14 protein-coding genes and 2 pseudogenes are annotated in these 15,474 nt (G+C 70.6%); 6 read left to right on the top strand and 10 right to left on the bottom strand.

The genetic code is table 11. The annotated features are described in order from the left end of the window. The first annotated feature begins 39 nt into the window (after positions 1-39). Positions 40-480, top strand: coding sequence for a DUF6069 family protein (locus tag JIX55_RS45780; RefSeq protein WP_257569126.1), 441 nt, complete (start codon positions 40-42; stop codon positions 478-480). Between the two features lie 133 nt (positions 481-613). On the opposite strand, the gene JIX55_RS45785 is transcribed toward JIX55_RS45780, so the two are convergent. Next, positions 614-1,495, bottom strand: a complete 882-nt coding sequence (locus JIX55_RS45785; protein WP_257569127.1) for a LysR substrate-binding domain-containing protein — start codon at positions 1,493-1,495, stop codon at positions 614-616. Between the two features lie 71 nt (positions 1,496-1,566). On the opposite strand from JIX55_RS45785, the gene JIX55_RS45790 reads away from it, so the two are divergent. From JIX55_RS45790 to JIX55_RS45800, 3 genes are read left to right on the top strand one after another with little or no spacing between them, the layout of a single operon-like run. Next, entirely contained in the window at positions 1,567-2,772 is a 1,206-nt protein-coding gene (locus tag JIX55_RS45790; RefSeq protein WP_257569128.1) for a thiolase family protein, read from the top strand. After that, positions 2,769-3,464: a 3-oxoacid CoA-transferase subunit A gene (locus JIX55_RS45795; protein ID WP_257569129.1), complete on the top strand. Its 696-nt coding sequence runs from the start codon at positions 2,769-2,771 to the stop codon at positions 3,462-3,464. The genes JIX55_RS45790 and JIX55_RS45795 overlap by 4 nt, the downstream gene beginning before the upstream one ends. Beyond that, positions 3,461-4,165, top strand: a complete 705-nt coding sequence (locus tag JIX55_RS45800) for a 3-oxoacid CoA-transferase subunit B (RefSeq protein WP_443046681.1) — start codon at positions 3,461-3,463, stop codon at positions 4,163-4,165. The genes JIX55_RS45795 and JIX55_RS45800 overlap by 4 nt, the downstream gene beginning before the upstream one ends. A gap of 198 nt (positions 4,166-4,363) precedes the next feature. On the opposite strand, the gene JIX55_RS45805 is transcribed toward JIX55_RS45800, so the two are convergent. Together JIX55_RS45805 and JIX55_RS45810 are read right to left on the bottom strand one after the other, a co-directional pair. Continuing rightward, positions 4,364-4,744 (bottom strand): nuclear transport factor 2 family protein, encoded by a 381-nt coding sequence (locus JIX55_RS45805; RefSeq protein ID WP_257569130.1) that lies wholly within the window; start codon positions 4,742-4,744, stop codon positions 4,364-4,366. Positions 4,745-4,769: 25 nt separating this feature from the next. Beyond that, the gene (locus JIX55_RS45810) at positions 4,770-5,942 is read right to left on the bottom strand and encodes an FAD-dependent monooxygenase (RefSeq protein WP_257569131.1); all 1,173 of its coding nucleotides are present in this window, start codon (positions 5,940-5,942) and stop codon (positions 4,770-4,772) included. Positions 5,943-6,024: 82 nt separating this feature from the next. Between JIX55_RS45810 and JIX55_RS45815 the strand changes: the two genes are divergently transcribed. Beyond that, the gene (locus tag JIX55_RS45815; RefSeq protein ID WP_257569132.1) at positions 6,025-6,756 is read left to right on the top strand and encodes a TetR/AcrR family transcriptional regulator; all 732 of its coding nucleotides are present in this window, start codon (positions 6,025-6,027) and stop codon (positions 6,754-6,756) included. A gap of 519 nt (positions 6,757-7,275) precedes the next feature. Here the strand turns inward: JIX55_RS45815 and JIX55_RS51695 are convergent. Then, on the bottom strand, positions 7,276-9,735 hold the full coding sequence (locus JIX55_RS51695; protein WP_443046682.1) for an MFS transporter: 2,460 nt from the start codon (positions 9,733-9,735) through the stop codon (positions 7,276-7,278). A gap of 138 nt (positions 9,736-9,873) precedes the next feature. Then, the gene (locus JIX55_RS45830; protein WP_257569133.1) at positions 9,874-10,353 is read right to left on the bottom strand and encodes a MarR family winged helix-turn-helix transcriptional regulator; all 480 of its coding nucleotides are present in this window, start codon (positions 10,351-10,353) and stop codon (positions 9,874-9,876) included. A gap of 260 nt (positions 10,354-10,613) precedes the next feature. Here JIX55_RS45830 and JIX55_RS45835 point away from each other — a divergent pair, with 260 nt between their 5' ends. Then, entirely contained in the window at positions 10,614-11,174 is a 561-nt protein-coding gene (locus JIX55_RS45835; protein ID WP_257569134.1) for a DM13 domain-containing protein, read from the top strand. 157 nt (positions 11,175-11,331) lie between these two features. On the opposite strand, the pseudogene JIX55_RS45840 reads toward JIX55_RS45835, so the two are convergent. The 5 genes and pseudogenes from JIX55_RS45840 to JIX55_RS45860 all read right to left on the bottom strand — a co-directional run. Further along, positions 11,332-11,996: pseudogene (locus tag JIX55_RS45840) on the bottom strand (potassium transporter TrkA); the annotation flags it as partial. A gap of 264 nt (positions 11,997-12,260) precedes the next feature. Further along, positions 12,261-12,611: a DoxX family protein gene (locus JIX55_RS45845; protein ID WP_257569135.1), complete on the bottom strand. Its 351-nt coding sequence runs from the start codon at positions 12,609-12,611 to the stop codon at positions 12,261-12,263. 388 nt (positions 12,612-12,999) lie between these two features. Then, positions 13,000-13,176, bottom strand: a pseudogene (locus tag JIX55_RS45850) (TetR/AcrR family transcriptional regulator); the annotation flags it as partial. Between the two features lie 53 nt (positions 13,177-13,229). Next, complete coding sequence (locus tag JIX55_RS45855; protein ID WP_257569136.1) at positions 13,230-14,312, bottom strand: SMP-30/gluconolactonase/LRE family protein; 1,083 nt, start codon at positions 14,310-14,312, stop codon at positions 13,230-13,232. Positions 14,313-14,443: 131 nt separating this feature from the next. Beyond that, positions 14,444-15,259 carry an oxidoreductase gene (locus JIX55_RS45860; protein WP_257569137.1) on the bottom strand — a complete coding sequence of 272 codons (816 nt, stop codon included), beginning with the start codon at positions 15,257-15,259 and terminating at the stop codon, positions 14,444-14,446. Positions 15,260-15,474: the final 215 nt, after the last annotated feature.

The following is a 15,474-nucleotide window of genomic DNA, read 5'->3' on the forward strand; positions in this document are numbered from 1 at the left end:
CGCTTCCTGCCTCGCCCTCACTCGATTCGGAGAAACACCATGAGCCACCAGCTCGCCGCCCGCCCGGCCCGCCCCAGCGGCCTGGTCGTCACCGGCGGCCTGATCGGCACGGCTGTCGTCGCCGTCGCCCTCAACGCCGTCGTCGCCGCGACAGCCCACGCCGCCGGCGCCTCGGACGATTTCGAGGCCCTCCAGCTGCCTGCCTATGCCTCCTTCACCGTCTTCGGCGTCCTGGCCGCCGCTGCCGCCTGGGCGATCATCCGCGCACGCTCCGCCCACCCGGCCCGGTTGCTGCGCACCCTCGTGCCCGTCGTCGTGATCGTCAGCCTGATCCCGGACATCATGGTCGGCGTCTCCGGCAGCCGGCCCGGCACCAGCTGGGGTGCCGTCATCGCCCTGATGGTCATGCACGTCGTTGTCGCCGCCGTCGCCGTCCCCGCCTACCAGCGGCTCCTCCCTCTCCCCGCCGCCCAGGACTGACCATGCCCACCGCCGGGACGCGGCTCGCCGCGCCCCGGCGCTCCTTGCGCGCTGTCCACCCCCGTGAACAAAGCCACGATCGAATGTGCGGCGCAGCCGGAGTCAACAGCTCCGAGCACTTGATGCAGGTGTGTCAGAACATCGCCTGGATGATCCCCACGGTGCGCGCCAGGTGCGGCTCGGAGCGGTCCGCGCGGTGGGCGACGGCCAGCTCGACGCGTGCGTCCGCCCCGGTCAGCGGTAGATAGGCGACGCCGTCGAGCGCCAGCGCGGTCACGGGATCGGGTACGACTGCGACGCCGAGGCCGCCGGCCACGAGCGTGACCAGCGTCGAGGTCTCGCCGACCTCGTGGCGGATGTGCGGCTCGACGCCGGCATCGCGCAGGAGACCCAGCACGACGTCGTACATCACCGACCGGCGGTCGGCGGAGTGCACGATCAGGTCGGCACCGGCCAGGTCCGCTGCCCGCAACCGTTTCCGACGGGCGAGGGGGTGGTCCACCGGTACGGCGACGACGAGCCGGTCCCGGCGCAGCGTGTGCACGGTGAGGGAGAGGTCGGCCGCCGGAGGGCGCAGCAGCGCGACGTCGATCGCGCCGGAGCGCAGCGCCTCGACCTGGTCCGGCGCGAGCATCTCCCCACGGAAGGAGAAGTCGACGCCGGGAAGCTCCTCCGTAAGCCGCCGCGAGAGCGCGGGCAGGAGGCTGTACGTCGCCGAGCCCACGCACCCGATCGCGAGGTGGCCCACTGAGCCGGCGGCGACGAGCCGTGCGTGGTGCGCGGCCTCGTCGATGTCGGCGAGGATCGCGCGCGCCCGCTCGAGGTAGGCCCGGCCGGCCTCGGTGAGGTCGACGCGGCGTGTGGTGCGGTGGAGCAGTTCGACGCCGAGCTCTGCTTCGAGCTGGCGGATCTGCGTGGAGAGGGGCGGTTGGGCCATGTGGAGCCGCTCGGCGGCGCGACCGAAGTGGCGCTCCTCGGCCACTGCCACGAAGTACCGCAGGTGACGCAGATCCATAGGTCGTCCGTATCAATCAGCTCGTATATGCGTACTTCAGAATATCGCGGCTCGGCATTAGCGTCGCTGCCATGAGTGCCTTCCTGTACGCCGCGACACGGACGCCGTTCGGCCGCTTCAACGGGGCGCTGGCCGGCGTCCGCCCCGACGACCTCGCCGCCGCCGCGATCACCTCGACGCTCGCCCGGGTGCCGCGCCTCGACCCCGCCGCGATCGACGACGTGGTGTGGGGCAACGCCAACGGCGCCGGTGAGGAGAACCGCAACGTCGGTCGCATGGCGGCGCTGCTCGCCGGGCTTCCGGTGAGCGTGCCCGGCACCACGGTCAACCGGCTGTGCGGTTCGAGCCTCGATGCGGCGATGATGGCCAGCCGGACGATCGAGTCCGGCGATGCCGAGGTGATGTTGACCGGCGGCGTGGAGTCGATGACGCGTGCGCCGTGGGTGCTGCCCAAGTCGGCGAAGCCGTTCCCGGTCGGCGACGTCACCGCGGTCTCGACCACGCTCGGCTGGCGGCTGGTCAACCCGCGGATGCCGAAGGAGTGGACCGTCAGCCTCGGCGAGGCCAACGAGCAGCTCCAGGAGCGCTTCGGGATCTCCCGCGAACGGCAGGACGAGTTCGCCGCCCGCTCCCACCGACTCGCCCACCAGGCATGGGAGTCGGGCTTCTACGACGACCTGGTGGTACCCGTCGAAGGTGTCGACCTGACCCGCGACGAGGGCATCCGAGCCGGATCCACACCGGAGGTCCTGGCCGGGCTCAAGCCGGTCTTCCGCACGCGGGAACAGGGCGGCACCATCACCGCGGGCAACGCCAGCCCCCTCAACGACGGTGCCTCCGCGGTGCTGTTGGGCAGTGAGGAGGCCGCGGCCACGATCGGGTCCGACCCGATCGCCCGTATCGCCGGCCGCGGTGTGATGGCGCTGGAGCCACAAGCCTTCGGCTACGCCCCCGTCGAGGCCGCGAACCGTGCGCTGGCGCGGGCCGGGATCGGTTGGGACCAGGTGGGCGCGGTCGAGCTCAACGAGGCCTTCGCCGTGCAGTCGCTCGCCTGCCTCGACGCGTGGAAGGTCGACCCCGGCATCGTCAACCAGAAGGGCGGCGCCATCGCGATCGGGCACCCGCTGGGCGCCTCGGGCGGCCGCATCCTCGCCACGCTGGCCAAGGTGCTGCGCGAGTCGAGGCAGCGCTACGGCGTCGCCGCGATCTGCATCGGGGTCGGTCAGGGCTTGGCCGTCGTACTCGAGAACTGCGATGTCACGGAGTCGGCCCAGTGAGCCGGGCGGAGATCGTCGAGAGCGCGGATGCCGCGGTCGCCGGGATCGAGGACGGCTCCACCGTTCTGGTCGGCGGCTTCGGCCTGGCGGGCATGCCGTTCGATCTGATCGACGCGCTCATCCGGCAGGGTGCGAAGGACCTCACGATCGTGTCCAACAACGCCGGTAACGGTGAGGTCGGGCTGGCCGCGCTGCTGGCCGCCGGCCGGGTGCGCAAGGTGCTCTGCTCCTTTCCGCGTCAGGCCGACTCCTGGGTCTTCGACGGCCTCTACCGCGAGGGGAAGATCGAGCTCGAAGTGGTGCCGCAGGGCAACCTCGCCGAGCGGATGCGCGCGGCCGGTGCCGGTATCGGCGCGTTCTACTGCCCGACCGCGGTCGGCACGCCGCTCGCCGAGGGCAAGGAGGTGCGTGAGATCGACGGTCGCGTGTATCTGCTGGAGTACCCGATCAAGGGCGACTACGCGCTGATCGGCGCGCACGTCGCGGACGCGATGGGCAACCTCGTCTACCGAAAGACGGCCCGCAACTTCGGACCGGTCATGGCCACGGCCGCGACGACGACCATCGTCCAGGTCGACGAGGTCGTCGAGCCCGGAACGCTCGACCCCGAGGCCGTCGTCACCCCGTCCATCTACGTCGACCGGGTCGTCCAGGTGGAGGCCCGCCACTACACCGTGCAGGGGGCCCGATGACCACCACGCCCATCACCACGCCAGCCACCACGTCGAGCGGCCAGGCGTACGCCGGGGCGCCGAGGAGCGCCGAACACCGGCTCTCGATGGACGAACTGGCCGCCGTCATCGCACGCGACATCCCGGCCGGATCCTTCGTCAACCTCGGTATCGGGCAGCCCACCAAGATCGCCGATCATCTGCCGGCCGACTCCGGGGTGGTGCTGCACACCGAGAACGGCATGCTCAACATGGGCCCGAAGGCCGAGGGCGACGCGGTCGACCCCGACCTGACCAATGCCGGGAAGGTCCCGGTGACCGAGCTGCCGGGGGCGGCGTACTTCCACCACGCCGACTCCTTCGCGATGATGCGCGGCGGGCACCTCGATGTCTGCGTCCTCGGGGCATACCAGGTCGCTTTCAACGGCGACCTCGCCAACTGGACCACCGGCAAGCCCGACGACATCCCTGCCGTCGGCGGCGCCATGGACCTCGCGATCGGCGCCAAGGACGTCTACGTGATGATGACGCTCTTCACCCGCTCCGGTGAGCCGAAGCTCGTGCCGCAGTGCACCTACCCGCTCACCGGCGTCGGCTGCGTCAGCCGCGTCTACACCGACTGCGGGGTCTTCGATGTCGGTCCCGACGGGGTACGGATCCGCGAGACGTACGGCGTCGGCGTCCACGAGCTGGCGGAGGGACTCGGCATCACGCTGACCTAGACCTAGACCTAGACCTAGACCTAGACCTAGACCTAGACCTGGACCGTGTCCTTGCTGACGTGGGCGTTGACCCGGTATGGGCGCCAGGGAGGGGCACGGGCACAGGGCGTATTTCCTGTGGGAAGTGGGATCGCTCCCCGCTCGCGGGACGGGAACCGGCCACGATCGGCACCACCGGCTCCCGCCCCACCTGGCCGGTCAGGCGCCGTGGCCCTCCAAGCTGAGCACCCGTAGTTCCGTGATCAGGCCGTCCGCATCGACGGTCACGCGCTCGACGCCGCCCTGGGACCCGAGTCGGCCATCGGTGGTGCGCCAGGCCGCTATGAAGCGGACCTCGATCGTTCCTTCGTCGAGCACCGTGGTGGTCCACACATGCTTGCTGTCGGCCATGTCCGAGTAGAAGCGTCGGTAGAACTCCGTGATGTCGGCCAGGCCGGTCACCGGAGGGAGTTCGCCGAACTGCACGCCGGCCTCCGGCGCGAACACCGATCCAAGATCCTGCAGTGCTGCCGGCTCGTGCACCGCACGGTCAACGAGCGTGATGTAGCGATCGACCACCGTCTCGGTCGTCCGAGTCATCGCATTGGCTCTTTCTCGTGAGGTGTCAGCCCATCAGGGCCTTGCCGAGCTTGGCGCCGACCGGGGTGGAGACGGCGCGGATCAAGGTGCTGCGGGCGATGCGGCCGAAGCGGTTGGCGGGCATGAAGAAGTGCCGCATGCGCAGGGCTTCCTTCTGGTAGCGGGTGACGAACGGGCGCAGTCGCTGTTCCCAGCTGCCCAGGGCCGTCGGCAGGTCGCCGTGTTCGGTGAGCAGGCGGGCCAGCAGTTCGGCGCCGGCGATGCCCATGCCGGTGCCCTGGCCGGAGTGGAGGGTCATGCACCAGGCGGAGTCGCCGAGCAGGAGCACCCGGCCCTGGCTCCAGCGGTTGAGGTGGATCTGGCTGACCTGGTCGAACAGGACGGACTCGGAGCGGTCCATCGCCTCCAGCATGGCGGGCACGACGTCCCCGCCGAAGCCGGCGAAGGCCTGGCGCAGGGCGTCGGAGGGCTTCTTGCGGATCTCGGCGGCGGGCCAGTCGGTGCGGTAGAGCAGGAAGGCGACCGGGGGGTGGTCGCGGTAGCTGTTGATCCAGGCGGAGCGGCCGGGGGCGGTGGCGACCGCGACGTCGCCGTCGCGCATGCCGGGCAGCGGGCCGTCCATGACGCAGGCGGCCACGACGTGGTCGAAGTCCTTGCGGTAGAGGTCTTCGGGGCCGAAGACCAGGGAGCGGACGGTGGAGTGGATGCCGTCGGCGCCGATGAGCAGGTCCGCGCTCTCCACGGACCCGTCGGTGAGGGTCACGGTCACCTGCTCGCGGTCCTGGGTGATGGCGGCGGGCCCGGTGCCGTAGCGGATCTCCACCAGGTCCTGGACCGCCTCGTACAGGACGCGCTCGAGATCGCTGCGCAGCAGCATCCGCATCGGGGTGCCGTTGACCTGTTCGGGAAAGGTCAGGCCGGGTGTGAGGCGACCGCGGGAGTCGACTTCGAACGCGCGCCCCTGCGGGTCGCGGCGGTCCGGGAGCGAGTCCAGGAGGCCGAGGCGTTCGGCGGCGGTGTAGCCGGGGCCGTTGAAGCGGACGAAGTAGCCGCCCGTGCGGCGTTCGGGGGCCCGCTCGATGATCAGGGGCTGCCAGCCGGCCCGGTGCAGGCTCAGAGCCGTGGCCAGACCCGAGATGCCGGATCCGACGATGAGGGCACGACGGGCGCCCTGTGGGGGGAGCGACGAAGAGGTCATGCCTCGACGATACCCTTGATCGATACTGGATGACCAGTTTCGAAATTTGGTCACGCCATGGGTGGGGTGGAATGCTGTGTTCATGACCCTGGATCGCCTGGCCGCTTCCCCGCAGGCCGACGACGAACGCGCCGAGCGCATCCTGGCCGCCGCGCGCGAACTGCTGTTGGCGTGGGGCTACAAGCGGGTCACCGTCGATGAGATCGCCCGCCGCGCCCGTATCGGCAAAGGCACCGTCTACCTGCACTGGAAGACGAAAGAGACGCTCTTCACCGAACTGCTGCGGCGCGAACTCCACAAGCAGCTCGGCACCCTCGCCGCCGACATCGAGAAGCACGCGTCCGCCGCACTGCCCAGCAGGCTGGTCCGGGAGGTGTTCCTGCAGCACAGCCGCAACCCCCTCGGCCGGGCCATCCATACCGGTAACAGCGAAGTCCTCGGCGCGCTCGCCATCACCGCGAACGGCCTTCCCGTCATCCAGGAACTCGGCTTCCACACCCTGCTCGCCCGCCTCGTCGACGTATGGCGCGCGCACGGGCTGGTAACCGTGACAGCACCGGCGGCGGACCAGATCTACACGATCGACGCGGTGCTGACCGGGTTCATGACGGGGGGCATCGCCGTCCCCCCGAGCGAGGAGTTCCCCCCGGACCACCGGGCGGACCTGCTCGGCCGCACGATCAAAGCAGCCCTCGAAACCTCCGCCGGGCCGGACGAGGTCACCCTCCGCGTAGCCGCTCGGGACGTTCTCGACGCCCTGGCCGCCGCCCAGGGCACGCTCGCCGAGGCCCGCTCGCGCTCGGCGGCCCGCTGAGCGGCACGGGCCCCCGCCGCCGGTCGGGCAGACCGGACGACGAGGGCACAGGGGCTGCGGCTCATCCCCGTGACCTACGGCAGGCCCGGCCCCGGAGAGACGCCTGAGGGGTGGGGCCTCCGGCGGCAGCGGCGCTGTGGCTACGCCAGGGGGGCGGGCCGTGTCCGGGTCCCCGCGCGTTCTGACCCTCCGCCGGGTGCTCAGCGCGGATGACATGAGAGGTCGTGTGGGCCAGGGCGTGGGGTGTCTCCGCTGCGGGACCGTGTCGCCACGACCTGGAAAGCCGACGGCCTTTTGTGGTGAACCCGGACCGGTGGCGGCAGGCCGTCCTCCGCCGCCACCGACCACCGGCCACCCACCGCCGACCACCGGCCACCCACGCCGGCCGCCGACCACCGACCGCCGGCCGCCGCCACCGACCACCCACCACCGGCCATCGGCCGCCGACCACCAGGCCCAGGGTTCTTCACCGCCTGGCCGGGCGCGCCGCCGCTCTCGGCGCGCCCGGCCAGGCGACCGTCACGCGCCCGGGTGGGAGAGCTCGATGTCGTGGCTCTGCACACCCGAGCCGTGCACGGTCAGACTGGTGGCCTTCGGCGGGTAGCCGGCCGCCATGACCGTGTACTCGCCGCCGTCCAGGTCGGTGAAGGCATAGCCGCCGTCCTCGCCGGTGGTCGCGGTGGCGACCACGTTGCCGGCCGCGTCGATGAGCGTGACCCGCGCGTCGTTCAGCGGCCTACCCGCGGCTTGGACCACGCCTTGCACCGGCAGGCCGGAGGACAGTTCGACCTCGGTCCTGGTGACACCCTGCGAGGCGATCTCGACGGGCAGCGCGACCGGCCGGTAGCCGGCCGAGGTCACCGCGAGGGTCAGCCGGCCGGGCATCAGTTCGGCGAAGCTGAAGGTGCCGTCCGTCTCGGTCAGCCCGGCGGCGAGCACGTCGCCGCGCACGTCGGCCGCGACCACCATGGCGCCGACGACCGGCTTCTTGCGGTCGGCCGACCTGACCCTGCCGACCAGACCGCTGGTGCCGGAGAGCAGGACGTCGTACGAGACCGGCTCGTCGCCGACCACCACCGTCGAGGCCTGCGGCTGGTAGCCCTCGGCGGAGGCGATGAGCACGTAGCTGCCCGCGCCCGGCGCATCCACCGTGTACGACCCGTCCGGGTGGGCCACCACGCGGCCCACCTGCCGCCCGCCCAGCGAGATCAGGGTGACGGCTGCCCGCGGCACGGATGCCGATTCGGCGCCGATGACGCGGCCGCTGACCGGGATGCCGCCGGAGGACCGGACCGCGGCAGCGGCACTCGCGGTCGCCGCCGGGGCGGACGAAGTGTCTGTGACGGGCGCGGCCGGAGCAGCGGCCGGGCTCGGCACCTTCTCGTCGTTCCCGGTGGTCGCGTTGTTCCCGTCCTCCCGGCCTCGAAGGCCGAACGCCGCGAGGGCGGCGCCCACGAGGGCGAGGACGCCGGTGACCAGGACGGCGGTGTGGACGCCGTTCATGAAGGCGGCGTGACTGCCCTCCACCACGGCCGCCCTGAGCTGTGCGGGCATCGCGTCGGAGACCGGGGCGACGCCCATCGCGACCGCGTCCTTCGCCTCCTCGAAGCGAGTGGCTGCCGAGTGGGGTACGCCGGCGTCGGTCAGTGAGTCGGTGAGTGTGGAGCCGACGCGGCTGCTGATGAGGGAGACGAGCACCGATGTGCCGAGCGCTCCGCCGACCTGGAGCGAGGTGGCCTGGAGGCCACCGGCGATGCCACCGTCCCTGACGGGGGCGTTGCCGACGATCGCGTCGGAGGACGCGGACATCACGATGCCGACGCCGAGGCCGAGCGCGACGAACGGCGGCCACAGGGTGGCGTACGACGAGTCGGCGCTCCACGCGAGCATCGTGAACGCGGCGCCGGCCTGGAGCACCATCCCCAGCGGCATGGTCAGGCGCGGGCCGAACTTCTCGGTGAGCTTCGCGCCGAGCGGCGAGGCCACCATGGAGGCGAGGCTGAGCGGCAGGGTGCGCACACCGGACTCGACGGGCGTGAAGCCGCGTACGTTCTGCAGGTACAGCATCACGAAGAAGATCGAGCCGAGCAGGACGAAGAAGTTCAGCGCGGTGACGAACGCACCGATGGTCAGGGCCGGGTTGCGGAACAGCCGCATGGGAAGAAGGGGGTGCGCGACGCGGGTCTCGTACCAGCCGAAGAGGACCAGGACGACGACACCGCCGACGATCGCGCCGAGCGTGCCGGCCGAAGTCCAGCCCCATGTCTCGCCCTTGACGACGCCGAAGACGACGGCGATCAGTCCGAGCGCGAGCAGTACGACGCCGGGCACGTCGAACTTCTCGCTCGCGGCCGCCTCGTTCCTGGACTGCGGCAGCACCACGAGGCCGAAGACGAGGGCGATGACGCCGATGGGGGCGTTGATGTAGAAGACGGACTCCCAGTTGACATGCTCGACGAGCAGTCCGCCGACGATCGGGCCGAGCGCGGTGGAGACGGACGAGATCATCGCCCAGATGCCGACCGCCATGCCGAACTTCTTCGGCGGGAACACGGCCCGCAGCAACGCGAGGGTGTTGGGCATGAGCATCGCACCGAAGAGGCCCTGCACGGCCCGGAAGGCGATGACGCCCTCGATCGAGCCGGCGAGGCCGATCGCGACGGACGCGACGGTGAATCCGACGACGCCGACGAGGTAGACCGTACGGCGCCCGAGGCGGTCGCCGAGCTTGCCGCCGAGGATGAGGGCGGCGGCGAGGGCGAGCAGGTAGGAGTTGGTGACCCACTGCAGTTCCGCGGTGGTGGCGTTCAGGTCGCGGGCGATCTCGGCATTGGCGATCGAGACGACGGAGCCGTCGAGGCCGACCATGAACAGGCCGAGCCCGACGGCGAGCAGCGTCAGCCAGGGGTTGGCGCGAAGACCGCGGGGGTGGGGGTCGGATACGGAAATGGGCGCTGTGGAAACAGCGGTGACAGACATGTGTGAGCCGTCCTCGGGACGTGCGGCGCGCGGCTGGGGCGCGTGGACATGTGCGGGGGAGCTGTGTATGCGAACAGCACACCCGGCCCCACCGCAGCAGCGGCAAGGGCAGCAGGCGTACGGGGAGAGTCCGACCGTTCAGGCGGAGTGGTCGCGCAGGCGCCGGGTGAGAGCCTCGAGGGCGCCGAGCGCCGAGCCGAGGGCGTCGCGGTCGCCGTCGGTGAGGGTACGCAGCGCCGCCGCGAACTGCGCCGCCGCGATGTTCTCGACCTCGCCGATGCGTTGACGGGCCTTGGCGGTGACGCACAGGTGCGCGACGCGCTTGTCGGTGTCGTCCTGGTGCCGTTCCAGCAGGCCCGCGTCGGTGAGGCGGGTGACCAGGGCGCTGACGTTGTTCGGCATCATCCGCAGTGCTTCGGCCGCCTTGTGGACGGTCGCGCCGTCGTGCTTGGCGACGTACTGAAGCAGGGCCAACTGCCGCTCGGGGAGCTTGGGGTAGGGAAGTTGCCGGTCGATGCTCTGCTTGAGGTACCGGTTCAGCGTGGGCAGGCACGCCACGAGGCCTGCGGCCACATGGTCGACGCCCTGGCTCAGGCGAGCCTCACTGATTCCGGTCACGGCAGCAAGTTACCTATGAGAAGAAACCTATGTCAAAATACTAATTGACGGCGGCTGAGTTGGCTCCTGGCGCCATGCCCGAGGCGGAGGCCGATGAACCGCGCCCGGTGGCGGCCCGCCGTGCGGCGGTTTCGGCTTTGCCTGGGCCTGGGCACGGGCACGGCGACGTAAGCATTCCGTCATCTCTCGCGGGGTTCATGACGCCTTCCTGGCCCGTTGAATGGGGAGTGACGGGAAGCTCTCTGGAAGACGGGACAGGCATGGGACGCGTACGGAAGGTGCTGGGCAGGCCGTTGGCCCTCGGCGTACTGGTGATGGCGGTCGTCGGCGCCGGCCTTGGGCTGTACTGGTTCCAGCCGTGGAAGCTGTGGCAGGACGAGACGGTGCGGGAGGCGCTGCCCGAGGTCGCGGGGACGTCCACTCCTCCCACGACGGCGCCGTCCCAGTCGGCGTCCCCGGCATCCGGGCCGGACACGCTGGCGAGCGGCGAGTTGATCAGCCACGAGCACACGACCTCGGGCACGGTGAAGCTCGTACGGCTCTCCGACGGCTCCCACGTCGTACGGCTGGAGAACCTCGACACCAGCAACGGCCCCGACCTGCGTGTGTGGCTGACCGACGCGCAGGTGTTGGAGGGCACCGCCGGCTGGCACGTCTTCGACGACGGCGAGTACGTCAGCCTCGGCAAGCTCAAGGGCAACAAGGGCAGCCAGAACTACACCGTGCCCGCCGACGTCGACCCTTCCCGCTACACCAGCGTCAGCATCTGGTGCGACCGCTTCGACGTGTCCTTCGGCGCCGCCCGGCTCGCCCGCACCTGACAGTGGTCCGGGCTCTGCCTGAATCCGGCATGCCGCGAGTGCCGGAACCGTCTCCGGATCCGCCGACGACCTCGGCATCGCCTGGTCGTCCGGCGCCGCCCGTCGCCCCGGCCTGTGCCCGGGACCGCATGGCCTGCCGGTGGAACCCTCCCCGAAGCAGGAACAGTAACCCGGCCAGTCCGGCCAGAAGTTGGAGTACCTGACGGGTGGTGGGCTCGTCGAGCGCCGGGTCGTTGATGGCGAAGAGGTCGAGGAGGGTGAGATAGGCGGCGTGCAGCGGGTGGTGGTCGGTCGTCACCCAGGTCGCCACGGCCAGCCCCGGCACGCAGCTGACGAGTCCGGCCAGCGACCAGCGCAGCCGAGCCGAGAACAACGAGGCCAACGGCAGCCCCCGTCCTGCGAGGCGGCCGGGTGGGGGAGCGGCCCCGGTGTGCGTGACGGCCTCCAGCGCCACCGTGCCGCGTCCGGTGGCGGCGGTCGCCGTCTCGTCGTCGGGCAGCAGCGTCGGCCCCTCCCGGCCGCTGGCGTCCGAACCCTCCGCGCCTGCCGGGTCGTTGGTGGTCGAGGACAGCGGGGCGAGCGTGCACAGCCCGGGGTCGGCGACCTCGCCGTGGCCCGGTGGGGTGCGCTCCACCGCGCGTAGCAGCCCGTAGGCCTGGACGACCTTGCTGGTGCCCGCGACCGCGGTGGCCGCGAGTGCGGGGCGGCCGTGTCCGCGTCCGACAGGACGGTGGTGGAGGTGTCCAGGGCGGCCGGGTCCAGGCCGGGGACGGCGAGGGCGGCGGCCTGCTCGAGGAGTTCCTCCAGGTGCTGCCCGAACTTGATCGGCACTGCTGGCGCCACGACCAGGACTGCGCGCCGTAGCCGCCCGCAAGTCTGAGGCTGTCGGCGCCACGACCAGGACTGCGCGCCGTAGCCGCCCGCAAGTCCGAGGTTGTCCGGGGCGGCTGGCGTGGGCCGTCCAGACATTGCCGGCGCCAGCCGTCCCGGAGCGACTTGCCTCCAGTCCGGGTGCTGGAGGCAAGTGTCTGGCAGTGGCTGCGCCGTGTGACCGTGAGCTGGTCTGATCGCGATCGTGGAGCACGATCAGAGCGTCGCGAACCCCAGCACCAGCGGCGCCACGGCAAAGAGCATGATGACGGCCGGGGTGCCGCTCCCCTTCTTGTCGCCTCCACGGACATGCGTGATCACGGCGCCCAGGAAGTACAGGACGACGCCGATCGCCGCCGCGATGCCCAACGGTCGGTAGGCGATGCCGGCGAGTAGCCCCAGCGCGCCCGCGATCTTGACGAGACCGAGCGGCAAGAACCAGCTGTCGGGCACCCCGAGCGCCTTGAGCCCCTCTGTGATCTTCGGGTCGCGGGTGATGTCGGGAACGGCAGAGAGGACCAGCACCAGGGACAGCACGACAGCGAGGACGACATAGGCGATGAACACGGAGAACTCCGGAGGGAGAAGGGGACCGTCGATCGGTCCGGGAATACAGAGCGGCAAGCGATGAGCCGCTGTCACGTGACTGCCTCGTGTCCGGGGCACTGTTGCGGGCATGGGCGAGGTGATCCTGGTGATGCCGAGTGGGAGCGGCCGCAGCCGTACCCACCGGTTCAGAATCGGGCGTTGTGGCGGTGGCGTTATCACCGGCAGGGCGAAGGGCCCCGCGCCGGAACCTTGGCGGAGCGCCGTCGACGGAAGCGCGGAGCCGGCCAGGCCTCGCTTTTACGTCGGCGGATCGTCAAGCCGGGCGTAGCGGAAGGGCGTTGACGGTGTGATCCGCCCAAATGCGACGGGTGGTTTCGGCCGGGTAGGGCGTGACGCGGGGTTCGGTGGCGATGAGGTGGTCCTTGGAGGCGAAGTAGGCGTAGAAGGTGCCGTTGGTCAGGCCGGCGTCCTTCATGAGCGTGGCGACTCCGGAGCCGTCGATGCCGTCGCGCTTGAGCCGGCGGCCGGCCGTCGCGATGATCCGCTGTCGTGTCTGCTGTTTGTGTTCTTTCGTGTACCGCACGGTGTGTTCCTCCGTCGCAGCCGGGGCTTGTGCCCCGGCTGCCGCTGGTCGGGTCAGTGTGCCGCGCCTGCGAGGAGAGCGGGGAAGTTGATCCTGGCGGTCTGGAGTTTCGGGTCGTGGGGGTCGGGGACCCCGCCGTCGGTGATGTACAGCTGGTCGCCGCGAACGGCGGTGGCGGAGGGTGAGGCGAGACCGTCCGTGCTGGTCAGGACGGGCTTGTAGGTGCCGTTGGGGTAGATGACCAGGATCCGGTCCGGGCCGTTGTTCGAGGAGGTGCCGTTCTGCGCGGCGAAGACCACGTCGGAGCGGGGGGTGAGGAAGCTGAGGTCGTCGATGTTGGGCAGGCCGCCGGCGACCTGGCGGATGGGGCCGGGCGTGCCGGTGGTGGTGACCGGTATGCGCAGCAGGGTGCCCTTGTTGAAGTTGCTGGCCCACAGGGCGCCGTTGTGGAATCTGAGCCCGTTGGCGCCGATCGGCAGGGCTTCGGTGGGCACCGGTGCGAGGGCGGTGTCGGTCAGCCACGGGGCCGGCGTTCCGCCCGTGACGGGAACGGACCAGATGATGCCCTTGAGGCTGTCGGCGATGTAGAGGGTGCGTCCGGCCGGGTCGATGGCGAGTCCGTTGGGGCCCGCGTCGGCGGGCAGCGCGGCGATGCGCTGAGGGGTGCCGTCCGCACGCAGCGTGTACACGCCGTTGCGGGCCGCGTTGCCGGGGGCCCACACGCTGTAGTAGACGGTGCCGTCACTGCCGCGGGTGTTGCCGCTGATCGCTTCGCCCACCTGTCCGGTGACGAGCACCGTGCGTTCTCCGGACGCGGAGATGCGCATCAGCTGCGGCCCGTGGGTGCGCTCGCACACCGCGCAGCTGCCGAGCATGGACAGGGTCACCGAGCCGTCGGGGTTGGCGGTGATGTTCTCGGGGATCTCGCCGGCGGCGTAGTCGAACTTTGCCGCGGTCCGTACGTCGGTGACCACGGATCCGCGATACGAGGGTGTCGTCCCCGCGGACGCGGACGGCGCCGAGACCAGGACGGCCGCCGTCGCGGTGACCGCCAACGCGATCCCGACGTTCCTCTTCACAAAACGCCGTGCGCTCGATGCACTGCGCCGGGCCGTGTGCTGGCGTTGCTGCTGCATGACTCTCCTCGGTAGATCAACGAGTGACTGATCAACGGACTTTCGGCGACATCAGAGAGGCCAGTGATGTCGGGTACAGCGGAGACATTCGGGCGGAATCGGCGCCGCGCCCTCGAAGCCGGACCGGGATGTCAGGTGGGCAGGCGGTTGGTCTTGCGGATCTGCTTGTCGAACGTTCCGGCGGGGACGAGGCGGCGCGCCGTGGTGACGCGTGAGGCCAGCGGGCCGGCGGTGTAGCGGAGCTTCGGCTTCTTGTCGGTGGCCGCGGTGACGATCGCTTTGGCGACGACGGCGGGGTCGTCGCCGTCCTCCATCGCCTCCGCGATCACCTCGTCGAAGACGCGCCGTCGCTCCGCGTACAGAGGCAGCGGGGTGTCGGGCTGCGCGGCGTTGGTGTCGAAGCTGGTCTTGGTGTAGGCGGGCTGGACGAGGAGGACCCGGACGCCGTGCTCGCGGACCTCGTGGTCCAGGGACTCGGAGTAGCCCTCGATGGCGTGCTTCGACGCGACGTAGAGGGCCATGAAGGGCTGGGGGGCGACCCCGAGGACGGACGAGATGTTGATGACGCGTCCGCCACCCTGGGCGCGCATGTGCCGGAGGACGGCCTTCGTCATACGGATGACACCGAGGACGTTGACGTTCAGGACGCTCTGGGCCTGGGCTACGGAGTTCTCCTCGACGGCGCCCGCCAAGCCGATACCCGCGTTGTTGACCAGGACGTCGATGCGTCCGAACCGGTCGATCACCTCTGCGACCACGGCGGTGGCCGAATCGTCACTGCCGACGTCGAGATCGAGGTACGTCACACCGGCTGGCGGGGTGAGTCCGGAGGTCTTGCGGCCGGTTCCGATCACCTCGAAACCCGCCGCGACGAAGGCGCGGGCCGTCTCCTTGCCGATCCCCGATGAGGCACCTGTCACGAGCGCCACCGGCCGAGTTGTCGCCATCACGTACTCCCTTACTTGACATTACGATCGTATGTCTTACGTTCGTACGACCATACGGTGGTCGTCCGTCGATGGCAAGTGGTCACGTCCGGCGATCCAAGAAATCGAGGCCCCGATCGGCTTGGCGGACGAGCGGGTCAGCCGACCGGCCGGGTGTGCAGCGCTGCTGGCCGAGGGCCGGGCGGGGCGGCATAACGTGCTGACGCGGCCGACGG

Source organism: Streptomyces sp. DSM 40750, assembly GCF_024612035.1.
GTDB lineage: Bacteria > Actinomycetota > Actinomycetes > Streptomycetales > Streptomycetaceae > Streptomyces.